16 protein-coding genes are annotated in these 17,345 nt (G+C 66.9%); 9 read left to right on the forward strand and 7 right to left on the reverse strand.

The window, feature by feature from the left end; translation table 11 throughout:
* Window positions 1-61 precede the first annotated feature (61 nt).
* Window positions 62-1,261: a lipid-transfer protein gene (locus N536_RS0114600; protein WP_029114286.1), complete on the forward strand. Its 1,200-nt coding sequence runs from the start codon at window positions 62-64 to the stop codon at window positions 1,259-1,261.
* A gap of 84 nt (window positions 1,262-1,345) precedes the next feature.
* On the opposite strand, the gene N536_RS0114605 is transcribed toward N536_RS0114600, so the two are convergent.
* Window positions 1,346-2,980: a fatty acid--CoA ligase gene (locus N536_RS0114605; RefSeq protein ID WP_029114287.1), complete on the reverse strand. Its 1,635-nt coding sequence runs from the start codon at window positions 2,978-2,980 to the stop codon at window positions 1,346-1,348.
* A gap of 190 nt (window positions 2,981-3,170) precedes the next feature.
* On the opposite strand from N536_RS0114605, the gene N536_RS0114610 reads away from it, so the two are divergent.
* Window positions 3,171-3,476, forward strand: coding sequence for a hypothetical protein (locus N536_RS0114610; protein WP_231514527.1), 306 nt, complete (start codon window positions 3,171-3,173; stop codon window positions 3,474-3,476).
* 88 nt (window positions 3,477-3,564) lie between these two features.
* Window positions 3,565-3,879 carry a hypothetical protein gene (locus N536_RS0114615; protein WP_029114289.1) on the forward strand — a complete coding sequence of 105 codons (315 nt, stop codon included), beginning with the start codon at window positions 3,565-3,567 and terminating at the stop codon, window positions 3,877-3,879.
* 106 nt (window positions 3,880-3,985) lie between these two features.
* Here the strand turns inward: N536_RS0114615 and N536_RS0114620 are convergent, their stop codons facing one another.
* On the reverse strand, window positions 3,986-5,356 hold the full coding sequence (locus tag N536_RS0114620; RefSeq protein WP_029114290.1) for a cation:dicarboxylate symporter family transporter: 1,371 nt from the start codon (window positions 5,354-5,356) through the stop codon (window positions 3,986-3,988).
* Between the two features lie 110 nt (window positions 5,357-5,466).
* Here N536_RS0114620 and N536_RS0114625 point away from each other — a divergent pair, with 110 nt between their 5' ends.
* On the forward strand, window positions 5,467-7,035 hold the full coding sequence (locus tag N536_RS0114625; RefSeq protein ID WP_029114291.1) for a sensor histidine kinase: 1,569 nt from the start codon (window positions 5,467-5,469) through the stop codon (window positions 7,033-7,035).
* On the forward strand, window positions 7,032-7,730 hold the full coding sequence (locus tag N536_RS0114630; protein WP_029114292.1) for a response regulator: 699 nt from the start codon (window positions 7,032-7,034) through the stop codon (window positions 7,728-7,730). Before N536_RS0114625 ends, N536_RS0114630 begins: the two co-directional genes overlap by 4 nt.
* 58 nt (window positions 7,731-7,788) lie before the next feature.
* On the opposite strand, the gene N536_RS0114635 is transcribed toward N536_RS0114630, so the two are convergent.
* From N536_RS0114635 to N536_RS38440, 3 genes are all read right to left on the reverse strand, one after another.
* Entirely contained in the window at window positions 7,789-8,289 is a 501-nt protein-coding gene (locus tag N536_RS0114635) for a hypothetical protein (RefSeq protein ID WP_155948597.1), read from the reverse strand.
* Window positions 8,290-9,012: 723 nt separating this feature from the next.
* The gene (locus tag N536_RS0114640; protein WP_231514528.1) at window positions 9,013-10,038 is read right to left on the reverse strand and encodes a YncE family protein; all 1,026 of its coding nucleotides are present in this window, start codon (window positions 10,036-10,038) and stop codon (window positions 9,013-9,015) included.
* Window positions 10,039-10,475: 437 nt separating this feature from the next.
* Window positions 10,476-10,823, reverse strand: a complete 348-nt coding sequence (locus N536_RS38440; protein ID WP_036436424.1) for a hypothetical protein — start codon at window positions 10,821-10,823, stop codon at window positions 10,476-10,478.
* 204 nt (window positions 10,824-11,027) lie between these two features.
* Here N536_RS38440 and N536_RS0114650 point away from each other — a divergent pair, with 204 nt between their 5' ends.
* The 4 genes from N536_RS0114650 to N536_RS0114665 all read left to right on the forward strand — a co-directional run bounded on the left by N536_RS0114650 (window position 11,028) and on the right by N536_RS0114665 (window position 15,183).
* Window positions 11,028-11,669, forward strand: coding sequence for a rhomboid-like protein (locus tag N536_RS0114650; protein WP_029114295.1), 642 nt, complete (start codon window positions 11,028-11,030; stop codon window positions 11,667-11,669).
* 164 nt (window positions 11,670-11,833) lie between these two features.
* The gene (locus tag N536_RS0114655) at window positions 11,834-13,150 is read left to right on the forward strand and encodes a DUF1800 domain-containing protein (protein WP_029114296.1); all 1,317 of its coding nucleotides are present in this window, start codon (window positions 11,834-11,836) and stop codon (window positions 13,148-13,150) included.
* Between the two features lie 10 nt (window positions 13,151-13,160).
* Window positions 13,161-14,372 (forward strand): DUF1501 domain-containing protein, encoded by a 1,212-nt coding sequence (locus tag N536_RS0114660; RefSeq protein WP_029114297.1) that lies wholly within the window; start codon window positions 13,161-13,163, stop codon window positions 14,370-14,372.
* 70 nt (window positions 14,373-14,442) lie between these two features.
* Window positions 14,443-15,183, forward strand: a complete 741-nt coding sequence (locus tag N536_RS0114665) for a DUF3060 domain-containing protein (protein WP_081809227.1) — start codon at window positions 14,443-14,445, stop codon at window positions 15,181-15,183.
* On the opposite strand, the gene N536_RS0114670 is transcribed toward N536_RS0114665, so the two are convergent.
* Both N536_RS0114670 and N536_RS40745 read right to left on the reverse strand, forming a co-directional pair.
* Window positions 15,143-16,102, reverse strand: a complete 960-nt coding sequence (locus tag N536_RS0114670; protein ID WP_029114299.1) for a DMT family transporter — start codon at window positions 16,100-16,102, stop codon at window positions 15,143-15,145. The two genes, N536_RS0114665 and N536_RS0114670, sit on opposite strands and share 41 nt — an antisense overlap.
* On the reverse strand, window positions 16,092-17,150 hold the full coding sequence (locus tag N536_RS40745; RefSeq protein ID WP_197040140.1) for an aminotransferase class I/II-fold pyridoxal phosphate-dependent enzyme: 1,059 nt from the start codon (window positions 17,148-17,150) through the stop codon (window positions 16,092-16,094). Before N536_RS40745 ends, N536_RS0114670 begins: the two co-directional genes overlap by 11 nt.
* Between the last annotated feature and the right edge of the window lie 195 nt (window positions 17,151-17,345).

Raw genomic sequence — 17,345 nt, forward strand, 5'->3', positions numbered from 1 at the left:
GTGCGAAAGATCAGGGTCGCGCTATGTTCGATGAAACCGCAACGCAGCGAGGGGATCGGCCATGTCCACCGCAAAGAACAGAGTCTTCGTCGTCGGGGTCGGAATGACCAAGTTCGAGAAGCCGGGCAGCCGCGAGGGTTGGGACTATCCCGACATGGCGCGGGAGTCGGGCACCAAGGCGCTCGAGGACGCGGGCATCGCCTACACCGAGGTGCAGCAGGGTTACGTCGGCTTCTGCTCCGGCGATTCGACGTCCGGCCAGCGCGCGCTGTACGAGCTTGGCATGACCGGCATTCCGATCGTCAACGTCAACAACAACTGCTCCACCGGGTCGACGGCGCTGTATCTGGCCGCGCAGTCCATCCGCGGCGGACTGGCCGACTGCGTCATCGCGCTGGGCTTCGAGAAGATGCAGCCGGGCTCGCTGGGCGGTGGAGCAGATGACCGCGAGTCGCCGCTGGGCCGCCACGTCAAGGCGCTCGCCGAGATCGACGAGTTCGGCTTCCCTGTGGCGCCGTGGATGTTCGGCGCCGCCGGTCGCGAGCACATGAAGAAGTACGGGACGACGGCCGAGCATTTCGCGAAGATCGGTTTCAAGAACCACAAACACTCGGTGAACAACCCGTACGCGCAGTTCCAGGACGAGTACAGCCTCGACGACATCCTGGCCTCCCGGATGATCTCCGATCCGCTGACCAAGCTGCAGTGCTCGCCCACCTCGGACGGATCGGGTGCGGCGATCGTGGTCAGCGAGGAGTACGTGGACCGGCACGGATTGGCCGGGCAGGCCGTCGAGATCGTCGGCCAATCGATGACCACCGACTTCGCCAGCACCTTCGACGGCAGCGCCGCCAACATCATCGGCTTTGACATGAACGTCCAAGCCGCGCAACAAGTTTACGACCAGTCGGGTCTCGGGCCGGAGGACTTCCAGGTCATCGAACTGCACGACTGCTTCTCGGCCAACGAGTTGCTGCTCTACGAAGCCCTCGGCCTGTGCGGCGAGGGCGAGGCGCCCAAGTTGATCGACAACGGTGACACCACCTACGGCGGTCGCTGGGTGGTCAACCCGTCCGGTGGCCTGATCTCCAAGGGACATCCCTTGGGCGCCACCGGGTTGGCGCAGTGCGCCGAGCTCACGTGGCAGCTGCGCGGGACCGCCGACAAGCGTCAAGTCGACGGTGTGACTGCCGCCCTGCAGCACAACATCGGCCTCGGCGGCGCGGCCGTCGTGACGGCATACCAGCGCGCCGAGCGCTAACGTCACCTCCCACCGCCTCGAAACTGCTGTCAGATCGCGAATTTTCGTGAAATCGCGATCTCACAGCAGTCTCGGCGAAGGTGTTCAGTCGCGGTATTCGATGACCTCGTAGGCGCCGTCGGCGTGCCGCGCGCGGATGGTCTTCTTGTCGTACTTGCCGACGCTCGTCCGAGGTACCGCTTCGACGAACGTCCACCGCTCGGGCAGCCACCAACGAACCACCTTGTCCGCCAAGAACTCCCGCAGTTCTTGAGCGGTGGCCTCGGCACCCTCCTCGAGGACGACGGCCGCAAGGGGGCGTTCCTGCCAGCGCTCGTCGGGTACGGCGACGACGGCAGCCTCCAGCACCGCGGGGTGGGCGATGAGGTGGTTCTCCAGTTCGACTGAGGAGATCCATTCGCCGCCCGACTTGATCACGTCCTTCGCACGGTCGGTCAGCGTCACGTAGCCGAGCGGGTCGACGCGGCCGACGTCGCCGGTGCGAAGCCAGCCGTTGTCGAACTTCGACTGATCGTGCCCGCGGTAGTACGCGCCGGTGATCCACGGGCCGCGCACCTCGATTTCGCCGACGGCCTTGCCGTCGCACGGCAGCGGATCGCCGTCCTCGCCGACGATGCGGAGGTCGACGCCGCAGACCACCTTGCCCTGGGTGATGCGCTGCGCCCAGTGCTCGTCCTCCGAGACGCCCGTCCGCGGCCACGCCAAGGTGGCCAACGGCGACGTCTCGGTCATCCCCCAGCCCTGAATGATCTTCACGCCGAAGTCCTTCTGGAACTTCTGCATCATCGACAGCGGCACTGCCGAACCGCCGCAGGTGACCAGGCGCAGGGACGAGATGTCGCGACCCGGCGCCTTGTCCAGACAGTGCATCACGTCGTTCCAGATGGTCGGAACGGCACACGACACGGTCGGGCGCTGCGTCTCGATGAGGTCGATCAACGACGGGGCGTCCATGTAGCGGTCCGGCAGCACGAGGTCGGCACCGGCCATCAGCGCCGCGTACGGCATCCCCCACGCGTTGGCATGGAACATCGGCACGATCGCCAACGCGGTGTCGTTGATGCCGAGGCCCATTCCGTTGGCCGAGCACACCATGGTCGAATGCAGATAACTCGAACGATGGCTGTAGACAACGCCTTTCGGATTCCCGGTGGTACCGCTGGTGTAGCACATCGCGGCCCCGGACGTCTCGTCGAGTTCGGGCCAGTCGAACTCCGGGGATTGCTCGGCCAGCAGCTCGTCATAGCGCAGCACCGTCTTGCCGGAGGCCGTCAGCGCACCGAGGTCGCCCTCGCCGACGACGATGACTGTCTGCACCGTCTCCAATAGCGGCAACACCGGGGCGAGCTGCGCGCTCAGCGACACGTCGGCGATCACCACCTGGTCCTCGGCCTCGTTGGCGATGTAGGCGATCTGCTCGGGTGAGAGCCGGATGTTCAAGGTGTGCAGCACCGCCCCCATCGATGGCGCGGCGAGGTACGCCGCAAGGTGTTCGGCGTTGTTCCACATGAACGTGCCGACCCGCTGGTCGCCGGTGATGCCGAGCCCCCGCAGCGCGTTGGCCAGCCGGGCCACCTGCTCGCCGAGTTCGCGGTAGGTGATGGTGCGATAGCGGCCACCGCCCATCGCGGTGGTGACGGTGCGATCGCCGTTCACGCGCACCGCGTGACGCAGGATCGTGGTGATCGTCAACGGGACGTCTTGCATCGTGCTGCGCATGTCGAATCGCCTCTGCTTCGCCGTTGCTGTCGTTGGCGCGATGCTAGCGCCGGGCGACGGTGATATCGGCGATTCGCTCCAAGCGGCGAGCGCTGCAACGAATCGACCACCTGCGGCGATGTAGTAGGGGAAGCATCAAACCTTGACAGACAGGGGGCGCATCGTGCGTCCATCATTGATTTTTGCCACATTGGCCACTTCCGTCGCAGCCGCATGCGCGGTGGTGGTCGCGCCCGCCGGCATCGCCAGTGCCGAGCAGAGCGCACGCGAGACCATCGGCCAACTGGAAGCCGAGGGCTACGACGTCAACGTCGACCGCGTCGGCAGCGGCACCCTTGACCAGTGCGTGGTGACCAGCGTGCGGAACCCTCAGACCCAGACCCGCACCATCCGGGACTACTACGGCCCGCGGGACGAGAACGGCAACCGCAAGTACCGCATCATCGAGATCGTCACCGGCCGGACAATCTCGGTATCGCTGGACTGCAGTCGCTGACTGTCCGACCTACCGCGCGGAAGCAATCGAGTTCCCTCGGCGATGTAACTAGGGAATGATCGACTGCAACAGGACAGGAGGTGCGATCGTGCGTACCAAGTGGGCATACCCCGCAGCGATCGGTGGCGCATGCGTGGCCATGATCGCCTCGGCCGCATCGGCATCCGCGGAGACGGCGCAGGAAGTGATCAACGACCTTCAGTCCAAGGGATATACGGTCACGATCGACAAGATCGGGACCGCGCCGATCTCGGACTGCACCGTCACCAGCGTGCGCAACCCGCAGAACGTGACACAGCTGGTCCCCTACGTCGGCCCCGGGCTCGGCGGCAGCGACAACCGGCTCTTGGTGCCTGCGACCGTCAGCCAGACCATTTCGGTGTCGCTGAACTGCTCGCCCTAACGTTCTGGCGGACAACGCCTTTCGGCTCACCAGCTCGATGAGCTAGGTCGGCACGAAGAAGGGCCCGGCCGGTGGGGACTCCGGCCGGGCCCTTCGATTTCGCACCCTATGCCGGCGCAGGGATCTTCCCCTGCGCAGGCTCTTCGGCGCGTGGCTCGTCGTCCGCGTCCAGCATGGTCAGCTCGTCGAACGGATCGTTACCGCTCAACACCGCGTCGACCTTGGTGCGGTCCATGGTGTGGGTCCACGATCCGACCAGCATCGTCGCGACGGCGTTGCCGGAGAAGTTGGTCACCGCACGGGCTTCCGACATGAACCGGTCGATGCCGACGATGATGCCGACGCCGTCGAGCAGGTCGGGACGGTGGGCCTGCAGCCCGCCCGCCAGGGTGGCCAGTCCGGCACCGCTGACGCCCGCCGCCCCCTTGGACGCGACGATCATGAAGATCAGCAGCGAGATCTGCTCGCCGATCGCCAGTGGCTTGCCCATCGCGTCGGCGACGAACAGCGACGCCATGGTCAGGTAGATCGCCGTGCCATCCAGGTTGAACGAGTAGCCGGTCGGGACCACCACGCCCACGGTCGTCTTCTCGACACCGAGATGCTCCATCTTGGCGATCAGCCGGGGCAGTGCCGACTCGGACGACGAGGTCGCGAAGATCAGCAGGTACTCGCGGGCCAGGTAGCGGACGAGGCGGAAGATCGAAACCCCGGCCACCGCCCGCAGCAGGACGCCCAAGACCCCGAAGACGAACAGGATGCAGGTGACGTAGAAGCCGAGCATCAGCGTCAGCAGTTGGGTGACCGCGCTCCAGCCGGTCTGCCCGACGACGTTGGCGATCGCGCCGAACGCGCCGATCGGCGCCAGCCACAGGATCATGGCGAGCACCTTGAACACCAGCTTCTGCAGGTGCTCGATGCCGCGCAGGACCGGCTCGGCGGAACTGCCGAGCGTCTGGACGGCGAATCCGACGAGCAGCGCGATGAACAGCGCTTGCAGCACGTTGCCCTCGGTCAGCGACGAGAAGAACGACGTCGGAATGATGCCTTCGATGAAGTCCATCAATCCGCCGGCCTCGTGCGCCTTCTCGGCAAGGGCGCTGCCCTTGTCGGACGTCGCGGCCAGGTTGAGTCCGGTTCCCGGGCTCAGCAGGTTGCCGACGACGAGGCCGATCGCGAGGGCGACGGTCGACATCACCAGGAAGTAGACGAACGCCAGTCCGCCGACCTTTCCGACGGTGGCGGCCTTCCGTACCTTGCCGATGCCGAGCACGATGGTGCAGAAGATGACCGGGACGATCATCATCTTGATCAGGCTGACGAACATGGTGCCCAGGACGCCGACGCTCTTGCCGACCTCCGGGGCGAGCAGTCCGACGACGACGCCGGCGACGACGGCGACGATGACTGCGAGGTATAGCCAATGGGTACGGTCACGCTTGGTGGGCGGGGCCGGTGGGTCCGGTTGGGTGGTCATGGCTGCTTCCTTCGGCTCGGCACGAAAAGTGGTCTGCAAGGATGGTGTTCCCCCAAGTGATCCAGGTCACGCTTTAGTTCATTACGTTCACGAGGTCGTCCGGAGGTGCGATGCGCAGCTGGACGCCGCCATGGCCGCGCTCGCTGGCCGGACAGGCCATCGCCCTGCAGATCGTGGTCATCGCGGTGGTGGTCATGGCGGGCAGCGCGCTGGCCCTCGTCGATGCCCGGCGGGACGGTGAAGCGGCCGCGCGTCAACAGGTGGTGAGCATCGCGACGGCGCTGGCCGATGCGCCATCGACCGCGTCGGCCATCGAATCGGGCCGGGCCACCGAGATATTGCAACCGATGACCGAGGCGGTGCGCACCAACACCAACATCGCGTTCATCACGATCATGTCGCCCGACGGGATCCGCTTCACCCACACCGATCCGCGCCAGATCGGTGGCCACTACCTCGGCACCATCGCGCCTGCACTGCGCGGCGAGACGTTCACCGAGGTGTACACCGGCACGCTTGGTCCCTCGGTGCGGGCGATCGCTCCGGTGCACAACGCGTCCGGGCGGGTGGTGGGGTTGGTGTCGGCGGGCATCACGCAGCAGACGCTGGCGCAGCGTTGGCGGGACCAGTGGCGCATCATCGCGGTGGTAAGCCTTGCGGCACTGGTGGTTTCGCTCGTCGGGGTGTGGGCGATCCGTCGTCGCTTGCTCCGTCAGACGCACGGGCTGCGCCCCGACGAGTTGCGCGTGATGTACGAACACCACGACGCGATCCTGCATTCGGTGTCCGAGGGGCTCGTCGTGCTGGATCGTGGCCGCGTCGTGCTCGTCAACGACGAGGCCCGTCGACTGCTCGCACTGCCGCCCGGCGAGGTGACCGAGGCGGACCTGCCCGGCTTCCTGCGTACGTACGACCCCGGGGTGCGCGACGAAGTACACGTCACCGCCGACCGTGTGTTGGTGGTGAACCGCTCGCGGGTGCTGGATTCCCCCCACTCGGAGGTCGTGACGATCCGTGACCGCACCGAACTGCAAGGGGCCCTCGGCGAACTCAGCTCGCTGCAGGTGCTCACCGATTCGCTGCGCTCGCAGGCCCACGAGGCAGCCAACAAGCTGCACACCGTCATCACGATGGTCGAGATGGGCCGCTCGGAGGACGCCGTGAAGTTCGCGACCGACGAGTTGGCCCTGTCGCAACGACTCGTGGACCGGTTGTCCGACGACGTCGCCGAACCGGCGCTGGTGGCGCTGCTGCTCGGCAAGACCGCCCAGGCCGACGAACGCGGCATCGCGTTGACCATCACCGAGGACACGCACCTGGCCGCGGACACCAAGAACGTTCCCCTGACGGCCCAGGAGATGGTCACGGTGCTCGGCAATCTGGTGGACAACGCGATGGACGCGTGCGACCGCGAGGATCCGTGGATCGAGGTGACCGTCAGCCAGGACGACCGGGAACTGTTGATCCGGGTGGCCGACAGCGGAGTGGGGATGGACGCCGAGACGTTCGAGAAGTCGATGCAGCGGGGCTATTCCACCAAGTCAACTGGTGACGGCGAGCAGCACGGGCTTGGCCTGGCGTTGGTGGCGCAGGTGGTCAAGCGGCACGAGGGCACGCTGACCGCCGACGTCACCTACGGCTCCGTGGTCACCGTGACGGTCCCCGGGGCGGCGCGGTGAGCCCGCCGATCTCCGTGCTCATCGTCGAGGACGACGTGTTGATCGCCGAGGCGCACCGCACGTATTTGGAACGGCTGGAAGGCTTTTCGGCTTCAGCGGTGGCGCACACCGCCCGCGACGCCATGCATGCCGCGTCGGCGGCGGCCGCGTCGGGAACACCGATCCAGCTGGTGCTCCTCGACCTCGGGTTGCCCGATGCAAGCGGCATCAGCCTCGCCTCGGCGCTGGCCGGGCTACGGCCGGCTCCGGACATCATCGCGATCACTTCGGAGCGGGATCTGGAGATGGTGCGCGCCGCCGTCGCCCACGGTGCCCTGGCTTATCTGCTGAAGCCGTTCACGTTCGCGGCGTTCCAGGATCGGTTGGAACGCTATCGGCGGTACCGCGTGGCCCTGCCCGCCGGCGTCGACGCGGCCAGTCAGGCGGAGGTCGACCGCGCGCTCGCCGAGTTGCGCTCGGCCGCCGACAAGTCCGTTGCGCCCAAGGGTGCTGCGCCGCAGACCAACGACGACATCGCCCGCGCGGTGCGCGACAACGCCGACGGGTTGACCGCCGACGAGGTGGCCAAGCAGGTGGGCGTCTCCCGGGTCACGGCGTGGCGCTATCTGGAACGGCTCGCCGACGACGGCACGGTCACCCGACGGACCGACTACGGCAAGGCCGGCAGGCCCAAGACCCGCTACCAGTGGCGCTGACAACGAAACGGCGGCTGCGCAGATACCCGCGCAGCCGCCGTTTTCGTAGGTGTGGCGTCTAGCCCCTGTTGAACAGGTTGCCGATGCCGTTGAGCAGGCCGAAGCCAGCGGTGCCCAGCTGACCCAACGCGTTGTTGCCCGCGGTGCCCAACTGGACCTGGCCGTTCTGAATCGCCGTACCGGTCTGCGAAATCGCGTTGGTTCCGGCGGTGCCGACCTGGACCTGGCCGTTCTGGATCGCGGTGCCGGTCTGCGAGATCGCGTTGGTTCCGGCGGTGCCGACCTGGACCTGCGCGTTCTGAATGGCGGTGCCGACCTGGGTGAGGAAGTTGGTTCCGGCATCGCCGACCGATGACTGAGCGGCTCCGACCCTCGCTGTGGTCGTGGCGGACTTCGGGGTCGCCTTGTTACCGGTCTGGGTGACGACGTTGTGTTGATTTTCGGCCGCAGCCGTACCCGCACTGGCGAGGGCCATACCGCTTGCGATAGCTGCGGCACCGCCAACCATTCCCACCGTGGTGACGAGCTTGCGTACTGCGGATTGGTTCTGTGTGCTCACGGGGCTGTCTCCTTCAGCAACGAAACTAACGACCGCATTTAAGTTACCGCTGGGGGTTCTAGTCAAACCTTTCCGAGAAAACATTCCCTTGGTCTTTTATCGGCTCTCCGCCGGCGCGACTTTGCAGCTACGCGGCGTTGGCAATTCGGTCAACTACTGAATCGGCAGAGCCCGAGCGGCCGGCGGTGTGGCCGTGAGGCTGCCAGGAGACATACGGCCACCACACAGGGTTTCGTCAACGTCAATTACGCTGGCATGGCGGCTCATCCACCTCTCACCAGGCGGTATGGGCAGAGGGCTGCACAGGGGTCGGTCACGTCCCCGTGCGGGGATGCGGATCGCCAACGCAGGGCCGGCTTCCGTGCCATGGTCCGAGGCCCAACAATTTTGCTGGTCGGGCCCTGTGCTCGAACCATTCCACGCCTCGGGACGCAACCGCACTCACGCCAATCAAGATTGCTGGCACGAGCAACTAGCAAATGGCTGGCGCGCACTTCTTCATGATCGGCGCAGACGCCGTCGGGGCGCGCGCCATTGGCTACTGCGGTGAATGCCTCGCCGAATGTCCGGAAAACCGAAGTTGCTGGCGCCACCCAACGCACAGCGACATGCGATCGCCGCTACGTGGAGTTCCTTTGCGAGTGCAAGTTCAGCCCTCGGACAGGCGTCCAGAACGGCGTGAACTCAACGAAGCGTCGCCAGACCACAAAAGGCCTGTAGCGCTTAGACGCCCGCGGGCTCGAGCTCGCGGATCTCGACGCTGGTGAGCGGGTTGGCGGCGACCATCGGCGCATACAACATCGCGGCGGGCGCGGGCACCGAGTACGCCGTGACGCCACCGGCGCAGTCGGCAACGTAGAGCCGGTCGACGCCCACGGCGACGCAGGACGGCCGGGCGCCCACCGAAATGGTGTCGATGACGGCCAACGTCTCGGTGCTCAGGACCACGACCTGGTCGTAGTCGACGACGTACGCGCGCATGCCGTCCACGGAGAGCGCCAGTTGCATCGGCGCGGTGGCGACCGCCGCACTGGCCATGATCCGGTTCGCCACCAGGTCGACGACGTGCAGCACGCCGCGGTCGTTGATGTCGGAGGTCAGCACGTAGGCGGTGCTGTCCATGCCGATCTGGAGTCCTCGGATGGAGGCACCCAACTCCAGTGAGCGGCGCACCCGCCCGGTCTCGAGGTCGACGACGATGAGTCGGCTGCTTCGCGCATCCGACACCCCCGCGTAGAGCCGGCGACCGGAGGGGTCGACGCTGAGGGCGTCGATGTTCGCGTCCTCGCCCTTGGCGAGGTAGATGGTGCCGACCCGTTCCGCGGTGGTATCGATCACGGAGACGTCGACGCCGCCGTCGCCCGCGCGACCGGCGTAGATGCGCTTGCCGTCGGGGCTGGCTGCCATCGCGCTGACGTTGAAGGACAGTGGGTACGACGCGACGACGGCGCTGGTGCGCACGTCGATGACGGCGACCGCGTCGTAGTTGGCCGAGGCCACGCCGACATGGGCACGGCCAACCGCAGCGACGACGGCAGACGGCTCGCGGGCGGGAACCACGCCGGTCACGGCCAGGTTCCTGGCGTTGAGCATGACGACGTTGTGGTCGCCGTAGGTGGTGACCACCAGCGTGTCGCCATCGGCTGAGATGTCGGCGATGGGGCCGCGACCTACCGTCGCAGCACCCAGCAGGGTGGCGTTCGCGTTTTCCACCGTCACGCTGCGTGCGCGCGCGAATGTATTAGCCATGTTCCTGGGCACCTCCACCGGGGCAATGGCCCGGCACTAGTTCGATGTGTTCGGCGCCCGATGGGGCGCAGTCCCGGTCGAGTCTAGCGACGGAAAATCGGCTCCGAGGGTGGCTTGGAGACGGTTTCCGTTGGGACTGCGGCAACCTCTCAGACACCGCTTATAAAACTCTTCGTTATGCATCCGTTATCTTCGCTGAGCAACGCTAGAATCGCGTTGCACCAGCACTTTCATCGCGAAGGCAAGCGCGATCAGTTATCCGAAACGCACCCCGCAAAGGGTCCGCCCTTACCTTTCCATTCGAAAGTGAGTGCTAAATCACAGGGCGACACGACAGCAAACTTCAAGCTCCTTGCGTCGAAATTGACGCTAGTGACTGCTGTGGCTCCCGTGGCCGCTGTGGCCTGACGCCGCAACCGCGGTCGCGGCCATCGACTTCAGGCGTTGGGCCCTCGGTCACCCGAGGCCGCCGGCTCTGCGGCGAGCAACCCCGTCGGCAGGCCGAGGCGCACCCGTCCACGCACCCGCTCCGCTGCCCGGCCGAACGGAGCCAGCCAAGACGCGCGTCGCTGGTTCTGCGACGTGGGTAGTGGCGGCAATGGGGCAAGGGCCCGCTCGGTGGGCCCGGGGGGAGCCAGCGAGTTCACCTCCGAATACACCTCCCCGCAGGCGTGGCAATGCACCTCGTAGCGCACCACGTCGAGTTCGCCCTCGATGAACGCGTACTTCGCGACCGCGACACAACGAGGACACCGGGCTGAGCCACGCTCCACCACCACGCCCATGCGACCAACTCTCTCTTTCGTTCCGGCGTCATGGATCGACCCGCCGGCCCTTGAGTACCCAATCGCGGCCCGGTAAACATCCTCACCGACCACGAGGTCAATGGTGGAACCAGTGCGGCCGTTCACGCGGCGAACGAAGTATCCCGATATCCGATCGGGGCCGAATCGACACCAGGCAGGGCGCAGAACGGGAATCCTCGCGGCATGAATCGTCTGCGAGTGACGGCTGTGCGCGCGGTGCGTGACGCGCCGCTGACCACGCTCTGGCTGATCGTTCTCTTCGCCACCACGCGGATCCAACGGTCGGCGTCGGCGCGGCAGCGGCGCCGGCTGCTGCACAGGCACTCGACGAACCTGCGTCACCTCGACAGCGAGCCCGCGCGGGTGTTGACGTCGAGCCTGCTGTGGCTGGATGGCCGCCGGTGGTGGCCGTACGTGCCTGCGTACCGGGCGGTCCTGGCATCGGCGGAACGGCGGTTGGGTTCGTGGCGGTGGCTGTTGGTCGGGCTCGCCGCTCACGCCGTCGGGACGTACGTCGGTCAGGCCCATCTTCGGCGCGCCATCAAGTCGGCCAGCGCACCGCGTCGACTCGTCGATGCGCGTGACGTCGGCGTGAGTTACTTCCTGCTCGGCATCCTCGGCACGTTGTCGGGTTACGTCGTGCGCCCATGGCGATCCCGCTTCCAGGCAGCCCTCGTCGCCGGATTGGCGGGCAATGCGCTGGTCAGGCCGACTCACACCGAGGTGGGTCACCTGACCGCCCTTCTCGTCGGGCTGTCGTGTGCGCCCTTCGTGCCGAACCGCGACGAAGCGCCATGGCCCGGTTGGCCCGACGGCACCGGCTAGAGCCAGCAGCTATCGGCCGTAAAGCGCACGACGAGTTGCCGAGGGTGCTGACCAGTGCCTCGCCTGTCGTCAACGTGCGGGAGGCCGGGCGCTAGGCTTAGGTCCGGAATGGCGCTGTCTGGGGGGACACGCCTACGCGTGGGGAAAGGGTGGATTGACGGCCCGTGTCTGGACAATCGCCGCGGTGGCAGGCCACCGCCCGTCTGCTTCGGCGGACCGGTTTCGGCGCCACGGGCCCCCAGATCGACGCGGTCGCCAACCAGGACTGGTCGGCGTACCTCGACACCGTCCTGGCGCTGGATCCCGACCGCGATCCGGGCGCACTCGCAACCCCACGGCCAACTCCGGTGACACCCCCGATGCCGTCCAGCAACCTCCGCGCCGCCCAAATCGAAGCGATCACCCACGAACTCGCCCAACAGATGCACGAGATGACGGCATGGTGGGTGCGACGGATGGCGGCCGTCCAGGAACCCATCCATGAGAAGCTAACCCTGTTGTGGCACAACCACTTCGCAACGTCGGCGCAGAAGGTCCCCGTCGCCGAGTGGATGGGGCTGCAGAACCAGCGGCTCCGCACGCTCAAACTCGGCGACTTCCGGACCCTCGCCCTGACGATGCTCAGCGACGCCGCAATGCTGTATTGGCTCGACGGGGTCAGCAACAGTGCGAAGAGCGCCAACGAGAACCTGTCGCGCGAATTCATGGAGCTCTTCACACTCGGCCACGCCAACGGCTACTCCGAACTCGACGTGCGTGAGGGCGCGAGGGCCCTCACCGGCTGGGGCATCGGACGCGGCGGTCAAACGGCGATGGCGTGGGACCAGCACGACTCGAACGTGAAGACGGTCCTCGGCGTCACGGGCAACCTCGACCACACCGCCTTCTGCGACGCCGTGCTGAGTCAGCCCCAATCCGCGGCGTTCGTTGCTGGAAAGCTGTGGCGGCAACTTGCGTCCGACGAGCCGCCGTCCGCGGCGGCGCTGGGCCGGTTCACCGCTGCGTACGGTCCGGGCAGGGACCTGAAGGCGCTGACGAAGGCCATCCTGCTGGATCCCGAGTTCACCGCGCGTGCCGGCACCGTCGTGTGCGCCCCCATCGAGTGGACGGTCGGCGTCATCCGGGCCCTCAAAGTGCCGCTCGACGACCAACACCTGGTCGACGCGATCCTGGTGGCGCTGACCGTGATGCGGCAGCGACCCTTCTATCCGCCCGACGTCGACGGTTGGCCATACGGGCGGGCGTGGCTCTCCACGACCAGCACCACCGCCCGCGTGTGGGCGGCCGACAAGTTCTCGACGTTGGGTGACCTGTCGACCGTCGCGGACGCCGCCAAGGGTGACCGCATCGACGCCACCGGCTATCTCATCGGCATCGGCGCGTGGACCGACCGCACCGCGGCCGCGCTCAAGGAATTGGTCGACGACCCACAACGACTCGTCGCAGCCGCCGTCAACTCCCCCGAATACCTGACGGTGTAGGGGATTCGACATGGCAGAGTTCAACCGCCGCAAGTTCCTGATCGCCGGAGCCGGCGTCGGGGCGGCCGGATTGCTGTCCGGCGTCGTCGCGGTCACCCTGCCCGACATGCTGGACGCGGCGCGTGACCGGCCATTGCCGGAAGACGCCGGCATCCTCGTCATCGTCACGCTCTACGGCGGCAACGACGGCATCAACACCGTCATCCCCTACACCAACAACGCCTACCACGACTCCCGGCCGGACCTGGCCTACGCGGAACACGAGGTCCTGCCGCTCGACGGGCAACTCGCGCTGAACCCCGCACTCAAGGGGCTGGCCGGGATGTGGAAGAACCGTCGGCTGGCCATCGTGCGGGGAGTCGGTTACCCGAAGCCCGATCGCAGCCACTTCCGTTCGATGGACATCTGGCAGACCGCCTCCCCGAAGGATCCGGTGTCGACCGGTTGGATCGGCCGGTGGCTGGACGCCGGCGGTGACGATCCGTTGCGCGCACTGAACATCGGTGCGGTACTGCCACTCATGTCGATCGGCGAAAAGCAGGTCGCCTCAGCGCTTTCCGAGAACATCCCGCGCATTCCCGGCGGGGTTGCGACGACACTTGCCGCGTTGAGCGAAGACGATCCGCATGACACGGCCGCCATGTCCGCGGTCCGCGACACGTATCGCGCGGGCATGATCACCGAGCCGGAATTCGGCAGGGTGGTCAAGGGCATCGACCCCACCGCGGCGTCGAGCGGTCCCGACGAGGATTCCCTGCAGGCGCAGCTCGATCTGGTGGCCCGCTGCGTGCGGGCCGGGGTGCCGACGCGCGTGTACATGGTGTCGCTTGGCGGATTCGACACGCACGCCGACGAGCGCGGTACCCAGGAGGAGCTGCTCAGGGAGCTCGACGAAGCCCTCACCCCGTTCCTCCGCCAGATGCGCACCAACACCCATGGCCGCAACCTCGTCGTGATGGCGTACTCGGAGTTCGGGCGACGCGTCGCGGCCAATGCGTCGCAAGGCACCGACCACGGCGCCGCCGGCCCCGTCTTCATCGCAGGCGGGCCCGTCAAGGGTGGCTTCTACGGCGACGAGCCGAGCCTGACCGACCTGAACGACGGCGACCTGAAGGTCACCACCGACTTCCGCGACATCTATCACGAACTCCTCAGCCACACCCTCGACTCGGATCCCACGCCCTCAATCGGTCCCGGACGTCGCGACCTCGGATTCCTCTGAGCCACGCGGCCGATCGATTCGCGTCGCCCAAGAGATTCCGTGGGCAGCCGCGGTGTGGGAGCATCTGCGCATGAACCCGCAGGACGACCCCGAGGCGCGCATCCGAGATCTCGAGCGTCCACTCACCGACATGGCCCGCACGTCCGAGTTGGGGGCGGGCCAGTACGGCGGTGACTACGTCAACACATCACCGACACCGCCGCCTCCGCCGGGGTATTACGGGCCGCCCACCCAGTTCCAAACCGCCCCATATCAAGCCGCGCCCTATCAAGGCGCGCCGCGGTCATCGGGCGGCTTCGCGTGGTGGTGGTTGGTGGTGGCGGCATTGGCCATCGGCGGAGTGGTCATCGGTGTCGGCATGGTGGTGCTCGACGCGAGCGTCTTCTCCACCGGCGACTCGACGTCGAGCAGTGCACGTGACCGTCCGAAGGTCTCCGGCGGTGGCGGAACGCTGACGAACGCCCCGTCCAGCCGACCCGACGTGCCCATCGTCGTGCCCACCGTCGAGGTGCCCACCGACGAGCCCTCGGTGACCGTGCTGGCACCCGGTGAACCCCTCAACATCGGCGGCATGGGTGAGCACAAGACGGTCGCCTGCAACGAGAGCCTCGTCAGCGTCAGCGGCCTGCAGAACGTCATCACGATCACCGGACACTGCACGAGCCTCTCCGTGTCCGGCATGAACAACGAAGTCGTCATCGACGGCGCCGACGCCATCGCGGCCTCCGGTTTCGACAACCGGATCACCTACCACTCGGGTGACCCCGAAGTCACGACGTCCGGCGGAGGGAACGTCGTCGAACAAGGTTGACCGCCGACGAAAGTGACTCGCCAGCAGGCCTTCTCGCGTCCGATTCTGCTGCGCGCGACCACGCGATCACCATTGCGGCGCCCACGATCGCAAGTCCGCCGCAGGCCTGCCCCAGCGAGACGGGCTCGCCGAGGACGACGGCGGCGAGCACGACGGTGGACACCGCTTCGAGCGTCATGACGACTGCGGTCTGGCTGGCGCCGATGCGTCCCAGTGCGGCGAAGGTCAGACTGAAGGCCACCGCCGTCGCCACACCGTATGCGGCGATCTGCAGGAGATGGCCGGACGGAAACTCGAGGCTGCGCATGACGGTGCCACGCATCCCCGACGAACCGGCGGCGCCGACCGCCACCCAACACGCGGCCGTCATCGGATCGCTTCGCCTGCTGAATTCCTTGCCGACGACGAGATACAGCCCGTACGCGGCGGCGGCCGCCAATGCCAGCACCACTCCCAACGTGGAGATGGACACGTCGCCGCCGGCGACGATCACCAACGCGGTGCCGACCGTTGACAGGACGAGGGCCTGGACCAACGAGCCGGTCAGCCGAATCCTCTTGCGGGACAACTCGATCAGCACGACGATCGCGGGGTAGGCATAGAACAGCATGATGCAGGCACCGGCCGTGCCGTGCTGCATCGACAAGTAGAACAGCGTCGACTCGGCCGCGTATCCGACGGCCCCGAGAAGAACGATGGGCAGCAGTTCTCCCGGCAGCGGCCGGACCGCCACCCCGCGGATCCACAGTCCGGCTGCCAGGACGACGGCGGCGACGGCGAAGCGGGTGGCCAGCGCGGTGGCCGAGTCGACGCCGGCGCCGGCCAGCGCGCGCCCGATCACCGTTGCCACGCCGTAGGCGACCGCACCGGCAGCGGCCAGTCCGACGCCGATGACGCCGGTTCGCGTGTCAGCAGACATCGAACACGTCATCCACCGCGGCGGCGAACCGCATCCGTTCGTCGCCCCGCGGCGCGACGATCCGAATCGCGTCGGGCTCGACACCGTGTGCCGCACCGAGCACCCGAATCCCGATCCCCCTGCGACACAACGCGTCCGCGATCTCACTCGAGCGCTCGCAGAATGCGTACTGGAAGTGCACGTTGGCATTGGCGTGCAGATCCACGCCGTCGATGCCCGCCAGCAGTTCGGCGAGCCAGGCGCTGTCGTCGAGCATCCGGCGGCGGGAGTCGTCGGCCCAGTCCACGTCGCGCATAGCCGCGCAGGCGACCCGCGCGTCGACGCCGGACAGCCCCCAGTTCTCCTGCACGCCGAACAGTCGCTGCAGAAGCCGGGCGTTCGGAGCCCACGCGATTCCGGTCCGCGTCGCGGCGATGCCGTAGAACTTCGTGGTCGACTGCAGCACGACGATGTTCGGCGCATCACAACCGATGACCGAGCGGGCAACGGGATTCGGCGTGAAACCGACGTACGACTCGTCGACCACCAGAACCGAATCCGGGTGCGCGGCCGCGACCGCCACCAGATCGTTCGGATCCAGATGCGTGCCGGTCGGATTGTGCGGATTGGAGATGATCACCACGCCCCCGTCGGCAAGCGCGGCGTCGATCTGCTCGACCGAGGGAATCTGCTCCCCCGCGACGCTGAAGCCCCGCCCCGGGAACGCCTTCAGGTAGTCGGTGTACGCGGGAACCGGAACCCGCACCGTGCGGTGGTCCAGCTCGCGGCCCATCGCCCAAATGAATTCGCTTGCACCGCGTCCGGCGATCATCGCGCCGTACCGAACGCCGGTGGCCCAGCGGTAGACGTCGATCATTTGATCCGCCGCGTCATAGGGATGCAGCACGATGTCCGGCGGCTGAATCGCCCGCAGGGCCGCAACGGCGGCAGGCGCAGGACCGTAGCGGTTGACGCAGGTGCTCAGGTCCATGTCGACCCCGCGGCTGGGGTCGCCGCCCTGGGCTCCGAAGTCGGTCGTGGGTGCGGGTTCGGCAATCAGCGTGGTCATCGGCATTCCTCGGCAGTCGGGGGTGCTTGCATGCCGAGTCAAGACCGATGATCACGTCGCCTCACGCGTAGTTCGCTACCCGCATTTCACTTTCGCGTTACGCAGTCCCCGCCCATGGGACGCCAAATATTCACTTCGCGCCCGCCCGCGATCTCCAGCTGATCTCCACACAACCTCCATGCAACGAGACCCCTG

Source organism: Mycobacterium sp. URHB0044 (assembly GCF_000620625.1).
Classification (GTDB): domain Bacteria; phylum Actinomycetota; class Actinomycetes; order Mycobacteriales; family Mycobacteriaceae; genus Mycobacterium.